General features: G+C 64.1%; 15 protein-coding genes. 11 read left to right on the top strand and 4 right to left on the bottom strand.

Annotated elements, in window-relative coordinates:
• Positions 1-6: 6 nt before the first annotated feature.
• Positions 7-1,401 (bottom strand): asparagine--tRNA ligase, encoded by a 1,395-nt coding sequence (asnS, locus tag AC1VWL_RS12895; RefSeq protein ID WP_481534577.1) that lies wholly within the window; start codon positions 1,399-1,401, stop codon positions 7-9.
• Between the two features lie 149 nt (positions 1,402-1,550).
• On the opposite strand from asnS, the gene AC1VWL_RS12890 reads away from it, so the two are divergent.
• Entirely contained in the window at positions 1,551-1,889 is a 339-nt protein-coding gene (locus AC1VWL_RS12890) for a HesB/IscA family protein (protein ID WP_482986953.1), read from the top strand.
• A gap of 186 nt (positions 1,890-2,075) precedes the next feature.
• Here AC1VWL_RS12890 and AC1VWL_RS12885 read toward each other — a convergent pair whose 3' ends face one another.
• From AC1VWL_RS12885 to AC1VWL_RS12875, 3 genes are all read right to left on the bottom strand, one after another.
• Positions 2,076-2,390: a type II toxin-antitoxin system RelE/ParE family toxin gene (locus AC1VWL_RS12885; protein ID WP_482986952.1), complete on the bottom strand. Its 315-nt coding sequence runs from the start codon at positions 2,388-2,390 to the stop codon at positions 2,076-2,078.
• Positions 2,391-2,400: 10 nt separating this feature from the next.
• Positions 2,401-2,637 (bottom strand): ribbon-helix-helix domain-containing protein, encoded by a 237-nt coding sequence (locus AC1VWL_RS12880; protein ID WP_482986951.1) that lies wholly within the window; start codon positions 2,635-2,637, stop codon positions 2,401-2,403.
• A gap of 91 nt (positions 2,638-2,728) precedes the next feature.
• Positions 2,729-3,955: an MFS transporter gene (locus AC1VWL_RS12875; protein WP_482986950.1), complete on the bottom strand. Its 1,227-nt coding sequence runs from the start codon at positions 3,953-3,955 to the stop codon at positions 2,729-2,731.
• A 249-nt stretch (positions 3,956-4,204) separates the two neighbouring features.
• Here AC1VWL_RS12875 and rpsF point away from each other — a divergent pair, with 249 nt between their 5' ends.
• From rpsF to mtnA, 10 genes are all read left to right on the top strand, one after another.
• The gene (gene rpsF, locus AC1VWL_RS12870) at positions 4,205-4,636 is read left to right on the top strand and encodes a 30S ribosomal protein S6 (RefSeq protein ID WP_282266085.1); all 432 of its coding nucleotides are present in this window, start codon (positions 4,205-4,207) and stop codon (positions 4,634-4,636) included.
• A gap of 11 nt (positions 4,637-4,647) precedes the next feature.
• Positions 4,648-4,878 carry a 30S ribosomal protein S18 gene (rpsR, locus tag AC1VWL_RS12865; RefSeq protein ID WP_002804494.1) on the top strand — a complete coding sequence of 77 codons (231 nt, stop codon included), beginning with the start codon at positions 4,648-4,650 and terminating at the stop codon, positions 4,876-4,878.
• A gap of 144 nt (positions 4,879-5,022) precedes the next feature.
• Positions 5,023-5,472: a 50S ribosomal protein L9 gene (gene rplI, locus AC1VWL_RS12860; RefSeq protein WP_481510371.1), complete on the top strand. Its 450-nt coding sequence runs from the start codon at positions 5,023-5,025 to the stop codon at positions 5,470-5,472.
• A gap of 231 nt (positions 5,473-5,703) precedes the next feature.
• Complete coding sequence (smc, locus tag AC1VWL_RS12855; protein WP_482986963.1) at positions 5,704-9,207, top strand: chromosome segregation protein SMC; 3,504 nt, start codon at positions 5,704-5,706, stop codon at positions 9,205-9,207.
• A gap of 48 nt (positions 9,208-9,255) precedes the next feature.
• Positions 9,256-9,996 (top strand): cell division protein ZipA, encoded by a 741-nt coding sequence (gene zipA, locus AC1VWL_RS12850; protein WP_482986949.1) that lies wholly within the window; start codon positions 9,256-9,258, stop codon positions 9,994-9,996.
• 179 nt (positions 9,997-10,175) lie between these two features.
• Positions 10,176-12,653, top strand: a complete 2,478-nt coding sequence (gene ligA, locus AC1VWL_RS12845; protein ID WP_482986948.1) for an NAD-dependent DNA ligase LigA — start codon at positions 10,176-10,178, stop codon at positions 12,651-12,653.
• Positions 12,650-13,126: an N-acetyltransferase family protein gene (locus tag AC1VWL_RS12840; RefSeq protein WP_481534573.1), complete on the top strand. Its 477-nt coding sequence runs from the start codon at positions 12,650-12,652 to the stop codon at positions 13,124-13,126. Before ligA ends, AC1VWL_RS12840 begins: the two co-directional genes overlap by 4 nt.
• On the top strand, positions 13,123-14,070 hold the full coding sequence (gene epmA / locus AC1VWL_RS12835) for an EF-P lysine aminoacylase EpmA (protein ID WP_482986947.1): 948 nt from the start codon (positions 13,123-13,125) through the stop codon (positions 14,068-14,070). The genes AC1VWL_RS12840 and epmA overlap by 4 nt, the downstream gene beginning before the upstream one ends.
• A 122-nt stretch (positions 14,071-14,192) precedes the next feature.
• A complete protein-coding gene (locus AC1VWL_RS12830) occupies positions 14,193-14,876 on the top strand; it encodes a DUF3011 domain-containing protein (RefSeq protein ID WP_481534571.1) in 684 nt (227 codons plus the stop codon).
• A 61-nt stretch (positions 14,877-14,937) separates the two neighbouring features.
• A complete protein-coding gene (mtnA, locus tag AC1VWL_RS12825; protein ID WP_482986946.1) occupies positions 14,938-16,002 on the top strand; it encodes an S-methyl-5-thioribose-1-phosphate isomerase in 1,065 nt (354 codons plus the stop codon).
• Positions 16,003-16,172 lie beyond the last annotated feature (170 nt).

Below are 16,172 nucleotides of genomic sequence, written 5' to 3'. Positions count from 1 at the left end.
GATGAATCAGTACTCCGCCGAACCCGGTGCACGCGGGTAGGGGATCGCGTCGCGGATGTTGGACAGGCCGCAGACGTAGACCACCAGGCGCTCGAAGCCCAAGCCGAAACCAGCATGCGGCACCGAACCGTAACGACGGAAATCGCGGTACCACTGGTAGTGGTCCGGGTCCAGGCCGAACTGCGCCATGCGTGCGTCGAGCACGTTCAGGCGCTCTTCGCGCTGGCTGCCGCCGATGATCTCGCCGATGCCCGGGGCCAGCACGTCCATCGCGGCGACGGTCTTGCCGTCGTCGTTCAGGCGCATGTAGAAGGCCTTGAAGTGCTCCGGGTAGTTGGTGACCACGACCGGGCGGCCGACGTGCTCCTCGGTCAACCAGCGTTCGTGCTCGGTCTGCAGGTCCAGGCCCCATTCGACCGGGTAGTCGAACTTCTTGCCGGACTTCTGCAGCAGGCTGATCGCGTCGGTGTACTCGATGCGCTCGAACGGTGCGTTGACGAAGGCTTCAAGGCGGGTGATGGCGTCCTTCTGCACGCGTTCGGCAATGAAGGCCATGTCGTCGGCGCGCTCGTCGAGCACTGCGCGGAACAGGTACTTCAGGAAATCCTCCGCCACACGTGCGTTTTCGGCCAGGTCGGCGAAGGCGATTTCCGGCTCCACCATCCAGAACTCGGCCAGGTGGCGGGTGGTGTGGCTGTTCTCGGCACGGAAGGTCGGGCCGAAGGTATAGACCTTGCTTAGTGCCAGGCAGTAAGCCTCGACGTTGAGCTGGCCGGACACGGTCAGGAAGGTTTCCTTGCCGAAGAAGTCACGGCTGAAGTCGATCTGGCCATCGCTGGTGCGGGGCAGGTTGGCCATGTCCAGCGTGGAGACGCGGAACATCTGGCCGGCACCCTCGGCATCGGAGGTGGTGACGATGGGCGTGCTGATCCAGTAGAAGCCGTTCTCGTGGAAGTAACGGTGCACGGCCTTGGACAGGCAGTCGCGGATACGGGTGACCGCGCCGAACAGGTTGGTGCGCGGGCGCAGGTGCGCCACTTCGCGCAGGAACTCCGGCGACATCGGCTTGGGCTGGATCGGGTAGGTCAGCGGGTCTTCGACCCAGCCAACGATTTCAAGGCTCTGCGCCTGGATCTCGAAGCTCTGGCCCTTGCCCTGCGACTTGACCAGGGTGCCGGTGGCGATCACCGAGCAGCTCGGGGTCAGCTTCTTGATGTCCTCGAAATTGGACAGCGCTTCGGTGGCCACGACCTGGATCGGGGCGAAGCCCGAGCCATCGCTGACGTTGACGAAGGCCAGTCCAGCCGAGCCGCGCACCGTGCGGACCCACCCGCGGACTGTGACTTCTCCGCCTTCCGGGAACTTCCCGGCAAGGGCGTGTGCAACGCTGACCACCGTCATGACTTGAATCCTCTGTTGATCGACTCGATCTGTGAATGCGAGATTTTAGCGGTTCAACACCCGGGCAGGCGAGCATTTATCAGCGCTTGCAGTCCGGCGGACCGCCTCCATCTATAATTGGACCGTAATTCTGCTGGAGTCGCCCCACCATGGCTGTTCATCTGACCCCCATCGCCCATTCCCGCGTGCAGCGCTTCGTCAGCGGCACCCCGGGTGCGCTTGGCCTGCGTTTTGGCGTGACCCGCACCGGTTGCTCGGGCTGGGGCCATGTCACCGACTTGGCCAAGGATGAGCGCGAGGGCGACACCGTATTCGAGCAGGAAGGCGTGCGCATCTACGTGGACGCGCAGAGCCTGCCGCTGGTGGATGGCACCGAAATCGACTTCGGCAAGCAGGGCCTGAGCGAGACGTTCACCTTCAAGAATCCCAACGCAGCGGCCGAATGCGGCTGTGGCGAGAGCTTCACCACCGACGACATGCACCGCTGAGAAGAGCGGTGGCTAGGCTTTTGTAGGAGCGGCGTAAGCCGCGAAGCAGGCCAGTTGTCCGGGCCGGGAAGGCCCGGCGCACGGGGCGCTTCCCCTGTAGAGCCGAGCCATGCTCGGCTGAAGCATTCCCGGTGCTGCCCGGGATTCTGCATAAGGCCCCTGCCGAACATGGCTCGGCATTACCGGCTAGGTTCCGAAATCTTCGCTGAGCCTGTCGATCTGGTGCATTCGGGCATGCAGGATGGTGACGACACCGATGTCCCCGTTGGAAAGCCGTCGCCAGTACACGACATGCTGCTCGTAACGAAAGAAGAAGCCATCAATGCCGAATTCGCCCGGAATGGGGCGTGATGGCGTAAGTCGTGACGAAACGCCATCCAGCGCCTCGAACAATCCGTTGATGTAGCGCTCCGCCTGTTCTTCGCCCCACTGGTCCCGCGTGTAGCGGTAGATCTCGTCAAGCCGGTAGGACGCGGCTTCCTGGATTCGGACCTGGGTCATGCTCCGGTGCTCAACGCCGGTTACGGGCAATGACCTCGGCTGCCGTCAACGGCTGGTACGACGACTCCGGCGCGGCAAAGGCGTGAGCCAGCTCCGCCTTGAGTCGCTCGAAAGCTTCAGCCTCCGTACGTTCCTTGTCACGTCGGATCAAATCGCGCATGTATTCGCTGACATTCTCATAAGCGCCGTGTTCTCCCACGTTGGCGGCCACGAAGTCGCTCAAGGGGCCGCTGAGGCGAACCGTCATGGTCGTGGTGCTTGCTCGTGACATGGGAGTCTCCGGTTGCGACTGTATTCAATATTATTCCTTTTTGAATACAGGCGTTGCCGCCGCCGGTTCAGCCGTCCAGACAGGGGTTGGCGGCCTGGGTTGAGGTGCTGGCGCGTCGCTGCAGCGCCACCGCGATACCCCACAGCAGCAGACCAACCGCTGCCGTCGCCGCGCCTACATAGCCGGTGGATGCGTGGCCATAGCCGGCGCCAATCGCCATGCCGCCCAGCCACGGGCCCAGCGCATTTGCGGTATTGAAAGCGGCATGGTTCGAGGCCGCGGCCAGGGTCTGGGCCTCGCCGGCGGCGTCCATCAGGCGGGTCTGCAGGGCGACGGCCAGCGCGCCCATCGTGCCCACGGCGATGATCGCCGGCACCATTGCCCAGGCCGAGTTCGCGGCCAGCGGGAACAGCATCAGCACCACGATGGACCATGCCAGCAGCACGCCGGCAGCGCGGAACTGCAGCCGGTCGACCAGCTTGCCGCCGGCAACATTGCCGATGATCGCGCCGACGCCGAACAGGCCGACCGCGACCGGCATCCAGCGTTCATTGATGCCGGTGACGTTGACCAGGGTGGGGGCCAGATAGGTGAATACGCAGAACATGCCGGCAAAGCCGATCGCGCCGATAGCCAAGGCCAGCCATACCTGGGTGGTGTTGAAGGCGCGCAGTTCGCGCATCGGCGAAGTGCGGACCTCGTTGGGGTCTGCCGGCAACTGCCGGGCAACCATCGTCACCGTGGCAAGGGCGAGCAGGCTGACCAGCACGAAGGCGCTGCGCCAGTTGAACTGCTGGCCAAGCCAGGTGGTCAGCGGGTTGCCGAGCAGGATGGCGATGGACAGGCCCAGCAGCACCTTGGAGACAGCGGCGCCGCGCTGTTCCGGCGGGCTGATCGAGGCGGCAACCAGCATGGCCACACCGAAATAGGCGCCGTGCGGCAGGCCGGCGACGAAGCGCGCCAGCAGCATCGTGTGGTAGCTCGGCGCCAGCGCGCTGGCCAGGTTGCCGATGGCGTAGAAGCCCATCAGCCATAGCAGTAGGCTGCGGCGGCGCAGGCTGGCGCCGGCAAAGGCCAGCAGCGGTGCGCCGACCACCACGCCGATGGCGTAGGCGCTGATCAGGTGCCCGACCTGGGCTTCGCTGATTGCCAGGCCGCGGCTGATTTCCAGCATCAAGCCCATGCTGGCGAACTCGCTGGTGCCGATGGCGAAGCCGCCCAGTGACAGTGCGATGAGGATGAAAGTGCGCTGGCGCGGCGTCAGCTGCGCTGCCAGGGAAAGCGTGGAATTCACGTCAGGCGGTCCGGGGAGGGCGTGGAATCGGTTACATAGTGTACTGTTGCGCCGCAGCATCCGTGACGACCGAGGCTCGTCGCGGCGACGGATGCTGTGTTGCACGGGCCGGGGTAACTTGCCTCCAGTTCACTTCCAGTGGATAATGCCCGGCTTCCTGCGCTCCCAGTGCAGGATCCCTTGCCCCACCGCGAAGTACAGCGGGGGGCTGTCCAGCCCGTCAGGGCTATATCCGAAAGGTATAAAAACATGAGTCGTCATTACGAAGTCGTGTTCCTGGTCCACCCGGATCAGAGCGAACAGGTCCCCGCCATGATCGAGCGCTACAAGGCGCTGGTCGAAGCCGGCAACGGCACCATCCACCGTCTGGAAGATTGGGGCCGCCGCCAGCTGGCTTACCCGATCCAGAACCTGGTGAAGGCTCACTATGTTCTGCTGAACATCGAAGCCGACCAGGCAGTTCTGAACGAACTGACCGAGAGCTTCCGCTTCAACGACGCCGTGCTGCGCAACCTGGTCATCAAGCGTGACGAGGCTGACACCGAGCAGTCGCTGATCATGAAGAGCAAGGACGAGAAGGGTGACAAGCCCGAGCGTGGCGAGCGCCGTCGTCGTGACGACGAAGAAGGTGCATCTTCCAACAATGACGAAGCCGGCGACGACGCCGCTTCTGCTGAATAAGGAGCACTTTCATGTCCAAGTTCTTCCGCCGCCGCAAGTTCTGCAAGTTCACCGCTGAAGGCGTGAAAGAGATCGATTACAAGGATCTCAACACCCTGCGTCAGTACCTGACCGAGAACGGCAAGATCGTTCCGAGCCGCGTGACCGGCACCAAGTCCAAGTACCAGCGCCAGCTGGCCACGGCCGTCAAGCGCGCCCGTTTCCTGGCCCTGATCCCGTACACGGACAACCACGACGTCTAATCCGATTTTTCGGAAGAACCCGCATCCGTTGCGGGTTCTCGACAGGAAATCCGGCCTTGGCCGGATTTTCCGCATCCACCGTCCTATTCGGACAGCAAGCGTTGCGGAGCCATCGGCGCCGCTAACGAATAACGGAGCTACACCATGAAGCTGATTCTTATCCAGAAAGTGACCAACCTCGGCGGCCTGGGCGACCTGGTTGACGTGAAGCCGGGCTACGGCCGTAACTTCCTCGTGCCGCAGGGCAAGGCCGTTCCGGCCACCGCCAGCAACATCGCCGAGTTCGAAGCCAAGCGTGCTGAGTACGAAGCCAAGGCCCAGGCCTCGCACAACGATGCCGAAGCCCGCGCTGCCAAGTTCGAAGGCGCCAGCGTCACCATCGGTGCGCACGCTTCGACCGAAGGCAAGCTGTACGGTTCGGTTGGCCCGCGCGATATCGCTGAAGCCTTCACCGCTGCCGGCCTGGAGCTGAGCAAGAGCGAAGTGATCCTGGGCGAAGGCGCTTTCCGCAACGTTGGCGAGTTCGACGTCATCGTCAAGCTGCACGCCGATGTGGAAACCACCGTCAAGGTCATCGTCGAAGCCGACGCCTGATCCTGCCGTACTGGTTGTAAAGAACGGGCGCCGCGAGGCGCCCGTTTCTTTTGGCCGTCTGGTGGGTCTGGTCACCGATGGCCATGGGTGTCGCTATACTCGGTTGCCAGTGCCGTGCTTTGATCGTTGAATTCCCCGGAATATCAATAGGTTGAGTGCGGGAAGGGAACCTCCGGAACCTCATTCCGGATGTCGGCAGTTGTTGCCGATGTCCGCCAACAGCCCGATTCCATGCGTCTATCCACGATCAAGCTCTCCGGTTTCAAGTCGTTCGTCGATCCGACGACGTTGCACCTGCCGACCAATATGACTGGCGTTGTCGGTCCGAACGGCTGTGGCAAGTCCAACATCATCGATGCGGTGCGCTGGGTGATGGGCGAGAGCTCGGCCAGCCGCCTGCGCGGCGATTCGCTGACCGATGTGATCTTCTCCGGTTCGGCCGGGCGCAAGCCGGTGTCGCAGGCGACGGTGGAGCTGATCTTCGATAATTCCGACCACACGATCTCCGGTGAGTACGCCTCGTTCAACGAGATATCGGTCAAGCGCACGGTCAGCCGTGATGGCAGCAGCAACTATTACTTGAACGGCACCAAGTGCCGCCGCCGCGATATCACCGATCTGTTCCTGGGCACCGGGCTTGGCCCGCGCAGCTACTCGATCATCGAGCAGGGCATGATCAGCCAGATCATCGAGGCGCGCCCGGAAGACCTGCGCGTGTACCTGGAAGAAGCCGCCGGCATCTCCAAGTACAAGGAGCGCCGCAAGGAAACCGAAACACGCATCCGCCACACCCGCGAGAATCTGGATCGGCTCAACGACCTGCGCGAGGAAATCGGCAAGCAGCTCGAGCACCTCAAGCGCCAGGCGCGGCAGGCCGAGCAGTACCAAGCGTTGCAGGAAGAACGCCGGGTCAAGGACGCGGAATGGAAGGCGCTGGAATACCGTGGCCTCGATGGCCGTCTGGGTGGCCTGCGCGAAGCCCTGTCGCGCGAAGAAACCAAGCTGCAGCAGTTGATTGCCGAGCAGCGCGAAGCGGAAAGCCGCATCGAAACCGGCCGTGTGCGCCGCGAAGAAGCGGCCGAGAATTTGAACAAGGCGCAGGCCGATGTGTACCAGGTGGGCAGCACCCTGGCCCGGCTTGAGCAGCAGATTCACCACCAGCGGGAACTGGCGCAGCGCCTGCACAAGGCACACGACGAAACCCGTCAGGCGCTGACCGAACTGGGCCAGCACATCAGCGGCGACGAGGCCAAGCTGCTGGTGTTGCGTGAGTCGGTGGAGAATGCCGAGCCGCAGCTGGAGCAGCTGCAGGAAGATAACGAGATCCGCCAGGAAGTACTGCGCGAGGCCGAGGCCAAGCTGGCCGACTGGCAGCAGCGTTGGGAGGCGCATAACCGCAACACCTCCGAAGCAACCCGCTCCGGCGAGGTCGAGCGCACCCGCGTGGACTATCTGGACAAGCAGGTGCTTGAAGCCGACCGTCGCCGCGAAGCATTGCAGGCAGAACGCGCCGGCCTGGATCTGGATGCGCTGGCCGAGGCCTTCGAGCAGCTGCAGCTGGAACATGAGACCCAGAAGACCGCGCTGGAAACCCTGAACGAGCAGGTCGAGCTGCGCAAGGAGTCGGTGACGGCACTGCAGGAACAGCAGCGCACCGGTCAGTCGGAACTGGCCGATGTGCGCAAGCAGGCACAGTCGGCGCGCGGCAGGTTGTCGTCGCTGGAGACGCTGCAGCAGGCGGCGCTGGGTCAGGAAGAAGGTGCAGCGGCCGCATGGCTGAAGGCGCGTGGCCTGGACACGGCCGCGCGCGTTGGCGAGCGCATCACCGTTGAAGGCGGCTGGGAGAACGCGGTTGAAAGCGCGCTTGGGCAACTGATCGAAGGCGTGCTGGTGGATGCGCCGGAAGCCCTGGTTGATGCGCTGGCTGAGCTGGGCGAAGGGCGCATCGCACTGGTTGCTGATGCAGGCGGCAAGGCTGACTTCGCGCCGACCTCATTGGCGGCAAAAGTGCAGGGGCCGCTGGCCATCCGTCGTCTGCTGGCGCATCTGCATGGCGCTGAAGACCTGGCGCAGGCGCAGCAGTTGCAACGCACGCTCGGCGACAGCGAATCGGTGATCACCCGCAGCGGTGAGCGTCTGGGCCGGGGCTGGGTGCGCATGTCGCGTTCCGGCGCGGCCGAGCAGGGCGCGCTGCTGCGCGAGCGCGAGATCGTCACCTTGCGCGAGCAGATCGAATCCCTGCAGGAACGTGAGGCTGCGTTGGAACAGCAGCTGGCTGGCCTGCGTGAGCAATTGTTGGCCGCCGAGCAGCAGCGCGAAGACGTGCAACGCTCGTTGTATCAAGCGCATCGCGCCGGCTCCGAACTGGCGGGGCAGATGCAGAGCCAGCAGGGCAAGCTGGAATCCACGCGCACGCGCATTGAACGTATCGAGGCTGAGCTGGCGCAGCTGCTTGAAACGCTGGATGTCAGTCGTGAGCAGGCGAGCGAGGCGCGCCTGCGACTGGATGAGGCGGTGTCCAGCATGGGCGACCTGGAGTCGACCCGGCATGCGCTGGAAAGCGAGCGCAGGCAGATGAGTGATGCCCGCGATCAGGCCCGTGATGCTGCACGCAATGTGCGCGACAGCATGCATGCGCTGGCGTTGACGCTGGAGTCGCAGCGCACCCAGATCAGTTCGCTGAGCCACGCGCTGGAACGCATGGGCACCCAGCGCGGTCAGCTGGATTCACGTCTTGGCGAACTGCACTCGCAGCTGGATGAGGGCGATACGCCGGTCCATACGCTGGAAGCCGAGCACCAGAACGCTTTGGCCGAGCGTGTGCGTGTTGATCGCGTGCTCGCCGAAGCGCGTACTTTGCTTGACGGTATCGATCACGAGCTGCGTGGCCTGGAGCAGACCCGCCACCAGCGCGACGAACAGTCGCTCGCCCAGCGCGAGCGCATCTCGCAGCGCAAGCTCGATCAGCAGGCCTTGGTGCTCAGCGCCGAGCAGCTGTCGGCCGCGGTAGAGAAGGCCGGCTTCGTGCTGCAGGACGTGATCAATACCTTGCCCGAAGATGCGCGCCTGTCCGACTGGGAATCGACGGTGCACCAGATCGATGGCCGCATGCGTCGCCTGGAACCGGTCAACCTGGCGGCGATCCATGAGTACGGTGAGGCCTCGCAGCGCTCCGAATACCTGGAGGCGCAGAACGTCGATCTGAATACCGCACTGGAAACCCTGGAGGACGCTATCCGCAAGATCGACCGCGAAACCCGCGGGCGCTTCAAGGACACCTTCGACCGGGTCAATTCCGGCGTGCAGGCGCTGTACCCGCGCCTGTTCGGCGGTGGCCATGCCTACCTGGAGCTGACCGGCGAAGACCTGCTCGACACCGGTGTGACCATCATGGCGCGGCCGCCGGGCAAGCGCGTGTCCAATATCTCGCTGCTGTCCGGCGGTGAGAAGGCGATGACCGCGGTGGCGCTGGTGTTTGCGATCTTCCAGCTCAACCCGGCCCCGTTCTGCCTGCTGGACGAGGTGGATGCGCCGCTGGACGAGGCCAACGTCGGTCGCCTGGCCAATATGGTCAAGGAAATGAGCGAGAAGGTGCAGTTCCTGTTCGTCAGCCATAACAAGGCGACGATGGAGGCGGCGCACCAGTTGTCGGGTGTCACCATGCGTGAGCCGGGTGTCAGCCGACTGGTCAGTGTTGATCTGGAAGAGGCTGCCCGATTGGCGGGCGCGGCCTGACGTGCCATCCTTTAACCACCTGAACGATTAATCCGGAGACTTCAGCGCATGTCTGACACGGCACTGTTGCGTATCGGCATTCTGGTTGCCGGCGTTTTGCTGGTAGCGGCCATTTTCTTTTTCAGCCGGCCAAAGCGCCTGGCCCAAGGCAAGCGCAAAGAACCTGCCAGTGGTGAGCAGCCGCGGCGCGAGCCGGTGCTGGGCGGTGCCGATGGCGCTGCAGGTGCCGAGCTGGGCGAGGGTGGTGCAGAAGGCGACGGCGTGAGCCAGCCCGAGCTTGGCCTCCCTGACGTGGACGAAGGCAACCTGAGTGAGCTCGGCAAGCGGCCTACCCAGGATTTCGACAAGATTGTCTCGCTGTACGTGGCTGCCCGTTCCGGGCAGGTGCTGCGTGGCGAGGACATTGTGGTGGCAGCGGAAAAGACTGGCCTGGTCTTCGGCTACATGAATGTGTTCCACCGTCTGGTGGAAGGGCATTCGGAGCGCGGCCCGATCTTCTCGATGGCCAGCATCATGAAGCCGGGCAGTTTCGACATGGCCAACATCCGCGAGATGGAAACCCCGGCCATTGCGTTCTTCCTGACACTGCCGGCGCCGATGACCGCGCTTGATGCCTGGGAAAAGATGCTGCCCACCGTGCAGCGCATGGGCGAGCTGCTGGATGGCGTGGTGCTGGATGACAGCCGCAATGCGCTGGGTCGCCAGCGCATCGCGCATATCCGCGATGATCTGCGTGCCTACGACCGCCAGCATCAGGCGCCGCCGCTGACCAAGTCGCCGCGTTGGTGAAGCTTTAACAGCTACCCCTCCCCAGCCCTCCCTTGGCTACGCCAAGGGAGGGGCAGGGCTTTTCTCCCTCCCTTGTGCGCAGCGCAGGGGAGGGTCGGGGAGGGGGGGGCGCAACAAACGTAAATCCCAAGCACCACCAGCTCACCCGCGCCAACACTCCGCGCAGGTAAAATCGCCGCATGAACCAAAACACCGCCGCCACCCAGCGCATCAGCGAACTCCGCCGCCAGCTGGCCGACGCCTCGCGCGCCTATCACGAGCACGACGAGCAGATCATTCCGGACGCCCACTACGACCGGTTGATGCGCGAGCTGGAAGCGCTCGAAGCTGCACATCCGGAGCTGGACAGCGCCGACTCGCCCAGCCATCAGGTCGGTGGCAAGCCGTCATCGCGCTTTCCGGAAGTCGTGCATGCGGTGCCGATGCTGTCGCTGGGCAACGCATTCACCGATGCCGAGGTGCATGACTTCGTGCGCCGCATCGATGAGCGCCTGCATCGCCGCGAGTTGTTCTTCTCCGCAGAGCCCAAGCTTGATGGACTGGCCATCAACCTGCGCTACGAAAACGGCGTGTTCGTGCAGGGCGCGACCCGCGGCGATGGTGCCACCGGCGAAGACGTCAGCGCCAACCTGCGCCAGATCAAGGTCATCCCGCAGCAACTGGACGGCCAAGGCTGGCCTGAAGTGCTGGAAGTGCGTGGTGAGGTCTACATGCCGCGTGCCGATTTCGAACGCTACAACGAGCAGGCGCGCCTGCATGGCGGCAAAGTGTTGGCCAATCCGCGCAATGGCGCGGCCGGTTCGCTGCGCCAGCTTGATCCGAAGATCAGCGCGCAGCGGCCGCTGAGCTTCTATGCCTATGGCCTGGGTGAAGTGTCCGGTGGCGAGCTGCCCGGGACGCATTCGGCAACCCTGGCGCAGCTGGCGCAGTGGGGTTTCCCGGTCAGCGACCTGTGCAAGGTGGTGCAGGGCGCCGAAGGTCTGCTGGCGTACTACCGCGATATCGGTGAGCGCCGCGACAGCCTGGCCTATGACATCGATGGCGTGGTCTACAAGCTTGACGACCGCGAAGGCCAGCAAGAGATGGGCTTCGTCGCACGCGCACCGCGTTGGGCGATAGCGCACAAATTCCCCGCGCAGGAGCAGACTACCACGGTCGAGGCCATCGAGATCCAGATTGGCCGTACCGGTGCGGCAACGCCGGTTGCTCGACTGAAGCCGGTGCATGTGGCCGGTGTCGTGGTCACCAATGCCACCCTGCACAACGCCGACCAGATCGCGCGCCTGGATGTACGCGTCGGCGACTCGGTCATCGTGCGCCGTGCCGGCGATGTGATCCCGGAAGTGGTCAGCGTCATTGTCGATCGCCGCCCCGAGGGCGCGACGCCGTGGCAGATGCCGCGCGCCTGCCCGGTGTGTGGTTCGGAGATCGTGCGCGAAGAAGGCGAAGCGGCATGGCGCTGCTCGGGCGAGCTGAGCTGCCCGGCGCAGCGCAAGGAGGCCATTGCCCACTTCGCCTCGCGCAAGGCGATGGATATCGATGGCCTGGGTGACAAGTACATCGAGGTGTTGGTGGATGCCGGCATCGTGCGCGGCGTCGCCGATCTGTATGCACTCAACCGCGATCAGCTGCTGGTGCTGAAGCTGGCGCTGGATTCCGATTCCCCGGAAGCACTCGCCTCGCAGCTCGGCCAGCACCTGCAGCCGGAAGGCAGTGGCGAGACCCTCAATCGCATCCTCAAACTGGATGCGGGCGATGCCTCCTGGCGCGCACAGGCCTTGTCGGTGCCGGCAAGCTTTGAGTGGAACACCAGGAAGATCGCCACCAAGTGGGCAGATAACCTGATCGCCGCGATTGCAGCCAGCCGCAACACCACGCTGGAGCGCTTGCTGTTTGCGCTGGGCATCGAACACGTGGGCGAAAGCACCGCCAAGGCCTTGTCGGCGTGGTTTGGTGATCTCGAGTTGATCCGTCACCTGCCGTGGCCGATGTTCAAGCGCGTGCCGGATATCGGTGGTGAAGTTGCCCGCTCGATTGGTCATTTCATGGCGCAGACGGGCAACCAGCAAGCCATTGACGCGTTGCTGGAGCGTGGCGTGCAGATCAGCGATACGCACGCGCCCAATGCAAAGCTGCGCGCCGATCTGAATCTGGCCACCTTGTTGGCGGATCTGGAGATTCCGAAGGTCACGCCGGTGCGCGCGCGCCAGCTGGCCGAGGCGTTCCGTTCCACGGCGGCGATCCTGGATGAAGAAGCACACAATTTCATGACCGCTGGTCTGCCGGCGGAGACCGCCAATGCGCTGGTTGCCTGGCTGAATGTTGATGCCAATGCACAACTGTTCAGCGCGGCTGGCGCAGCATTGGAACGTTTGCTGGCGATCACGCCGGAGGCGCAGGAACAGGTCGCTGGCGTTCTCGACGGCAAGACCGCAGTGCTCACCGGCACCTTGACGCAGATGGGCCGCGACGAGGCCAAGGCCCGGCTTGAGGCCTTGGGCGCGAAGGTCGCCGGCAGCGTCTCGAAGAAAACCAGTTTCGTGGTGGCCGGCGCCGAAGCCGGCTCCAAGTTGGACAAGGCAAATGAGCTCGGTGTGGACGTATGGGACGAGGCGCGTCTGCTTGCCTTCCTCGCCGAGCACGGAGAACAGGCATGAGTGAGATCAAGGCGCGCTTGGCGCTGCTGGAAGACTTCCCGCAGCTGATCGCGATGGTGCGCGAGTTCTATGTGGAAGACCAGATTCCCTATATCGCCGAACGGGTCGAGCCCGGTCTGCGGACGCTGCTGGAGCAGCCCAGCTGTGGCGCGGCGTTGCTGATGCTTGATGGTGACAGCGTGGTCGGCTACATCACCCTGGGTTGGTGCTTCAGTGTTGAGCAGGGCGGTCGTTTCGTGCTGCTGGATGAGTTGTATCTCGGTCCGGCCGCGCGTGGTCGCGGTTGGGGGCGGCAGGCCTTGGCGCTGGCCCGTGACTGGGCTGCAGGGCAGGGCGCGGCGGTGATCAGGCTGGAAGTGAATCACCACAATGCCAAGGCCAAGTCGTTGTATCTGTCGGCTGGCTACCGCGACGATGAGCGCGACATCCTGACCTTGTCACTGGATGGGCACTCCGGGCGTTTGCACTCGTGATCGAGGCCCTGCGTCAGCGCGCACGCTTGAATGCATTGATCCGTGGTTTCTTTGCCGCGCGCGATGTCCTGGAAGTGGAGACGCCAATCATGTCGGCTGCCGGCAACACCGAGCCGAATATCGAGGGCTTCCATACCCGCTTCAGCGGGCATGTCGATGCTGGTTCGCCGCAGCGCTGGTTGCGCACCTCGCCGGAGTATCCGCTCAAGCGATTGCTGGCCGCCGGTGTGGGCGATTGCTACGAACTTGGCCGGGTATTCCGCAACGGCGAGGCCGGCGGGCGGCACAATCCCGAGTTCACCATGCTGGAGTGGTACCGGGTTGGCTGGGATCACCACCGGCTGATCGAAGAAACCATTGCGCTGGTGCAGGAATCGTTGGCGCTGGTGCAGCGTCCGCCTGCATCGGTGCGCATCGTCAGCTACCGCGACCTGTTCATGCAGGCGGTGGCGCTGGATCCGTTCCTTGCCGACGAATCGCAGCTGCGTGCGGGTCTGGGCGAAGTCGGCATCCAGCCTGATGGCCTGACCCGCGACGACTGGTTGGATCTGCTGATGAGCCATCGCATCCAATCGCAGTTCGCAGCCGATGCCATCACCGTGATCCATGACTGGCCGGCCAGCCAGGCCGCGCTGGCCAGGATCCGTCCAGGCACGCCGCCATTGGCTGAACGCTTTGAGCTTTACCTGGGGCCGGTCGAACTGGCCAATGGCTACCACGAGCTGAACGACGCAGTTGAGCAACGCCAGCGGTTCGAGCGCGATCTGGCGATCCGCGCGGCGCGCGGAGCTGAACAACCGCCCTTGGATGAAGCCTTTCTTGCGGCATTGCCGTCGTTGCCTGCCTGCGCAGGTGTTGCGGTCGGGGTGGATCGCTTGTTGATGGCCTTGGCTGGTACGCCGCGTATCGGCGATGTATTGGCGTTTGATTTCGCCAACGCCTGATGCAGGTTTGCGCTTGATCAAGGATCTGCATGTTGCCAGCGACGATGATGATGCTTTGCTCACAAAGACTCAGGCAGTGTGTGATCATCGGAACCCATCATGACCGAACAGGGGAGCGTCTGATGAAGCGGGTCTGCGGCTTGCTGCTAGTGCTGGCGCCGACCGTACTGGCAGCCCGGGAATCCGCGCCAACAGCGGCGGACCGGCAGGTTGTGCGCTGCGAATCAGGTGATCAGCTGCGGGCCTTCTGCCCGATGGATACCAGTGCTGGCGTGCAATTGGTGCGGCAGCTGTCCAGGCGTGACTGCATCCGAGAGACCAGTTGGGGCGTCGAAGGCAATGCGGTCTGGGTAAGCCGGGGTTGTAGCGCTGAATTCGCGCGGCCGCAGGCTTCCACCCGCACAACACGGCGGGTAGTACGTTGTGAATCCAAGGGGCGGACGGAGGTTTGCCCCGTGGTGTTGCGCGGGGCACCTGTGCGCTTGCTGCGGCAGCAGTCGGTGTTGCCATGCCGCGAAGGGCGCAGCTGGGGATATAGCGGCAAGGAGATCTGGGTCAGTCGCGGTTGTCAGGGCCTGTTCGAGGTTGGCGCCGAGGATGGCTCCGGCTTTGTCGATGTCCCGCGCCGGGTTACCTGCGAATCGAAGAGCGAGCTGCGACGCGAATGCGGCGTCAGCGTCACGCGCCGGGTTACCTTGGTGGAGCAGCTTTCCAAAGCGGCCTGCCGGGAGGGGGACAGCTGGGGCTGGGATCGCAATGGGATCTGGGTGGACAAGGGCTGCCGCGGCGAGTTTTCCGCCGATTGAGTGAGGCTGGCGGGTTCAAGCGTGTTGGTCCGCGCCGGCTGGTGCCGATTACAATATGCGGATGAACGATACCTCCGCCATTGATTACGCCCGTTACGACCATATCCGCCCGATCCGCTGGACCGGCGAAGCCCTGGAGCTGCTGGATCAGCGCAAACTGCCGTTCATCGTCGAGCACGTGCTGTGCCATGACAGTGACGCGGTAGCCGAGGCCATTCATGCCTTGACCGTGCGCGGTGCACCCGCCATTGGTATTGCTGCAGCCTGGGGCGTAGTGCTGGCGGCGCGCGAAGTGCAGGCCGATGACGGTGCTGCTGCATTGCAGGTGTTGGCGCCGGCGTTGGATCGACTCAATGCCTCGCGTCCCACTGCCGTCAACCTGGCCTGGGCGCTGGCACGCATGCGCCGCGCTATCGCCGCTGCCGGTTCGGACTGGAAGCTGGTCGCCGCGCTTGAAGCGCAGGCAATCGCAGATGAGGATCTCGCTGCCAATCGCCACATGGGCGCGTTGGGCGCAGCGCTGATTGCGCCGGGCAGCGGCGTGCTGACCCATTGCAATACCGGCTCGCTGGCCACTGCAGGCTTTGGCACCGCCTTGGGGGTGATCCGCGCTGGCGTGGCGCAGGCGCGTATCGCGAAGGTGTTTGCGGGGGAGACCCGGCCGTGGTTGCAGGGCGCACGCCTGACCGTGTGGGAGCTGCAGCAGGATGGCATCGACGCGACCCTGATCGCTGACTCGGCTGCTTCGCACCTGATGAAGACCGGCGCGGTGCAGTGGGTGATCGTTGGCGCCGACCGGATCTGCGCCAACGGCGACACCGCCAACAAGATCGGTACCTATCAGCTGGCCATCGCTGCCCGCCATCATGGAGTCAAGTTCATGGTGGTCGCACCGTCCTCGACCGTGGACATGGGCACCGCCCACGGCGATGAGATCGAGATCGAGCAGCGTGACCCGGGTGAACTGTTCGGCGTGGGCGGTGTCCGCACCGTGGCAGAGGGCATTGCCGCCTGGAACCCGGTGTTCGACGTGACCCCGGGCGAGTTGATCGACGCCATCGTCACCGAACGCGGCGTGATCCTGAAGCCTGACCTGGCGACGATGTCTGCCGCGTTCTCCAATTAACCGGTAGTGCCGAGCCATGCTCGGCAAGGGCACGCGATTGTAGTGCCGAGCCACGCTCGGCAGGGACGCGCCAATGTAGTGGCCCGCCCAACAAGGCCACCCCCATTGGCGGGTAAGGCCCCCCCCCCCCATGGGAGGGTCTAAACGGGGGGGCGCCTGGACAGGGGGCC

This window comes from Stenotrophomonas sp. STEN063, from assembly GCF_056854515.1.
The sequence above is the reverse complement of the archived record's forward strand: the minus strand, read 5'-3'. Positions and strand labels throughout refer to the sequence as shown.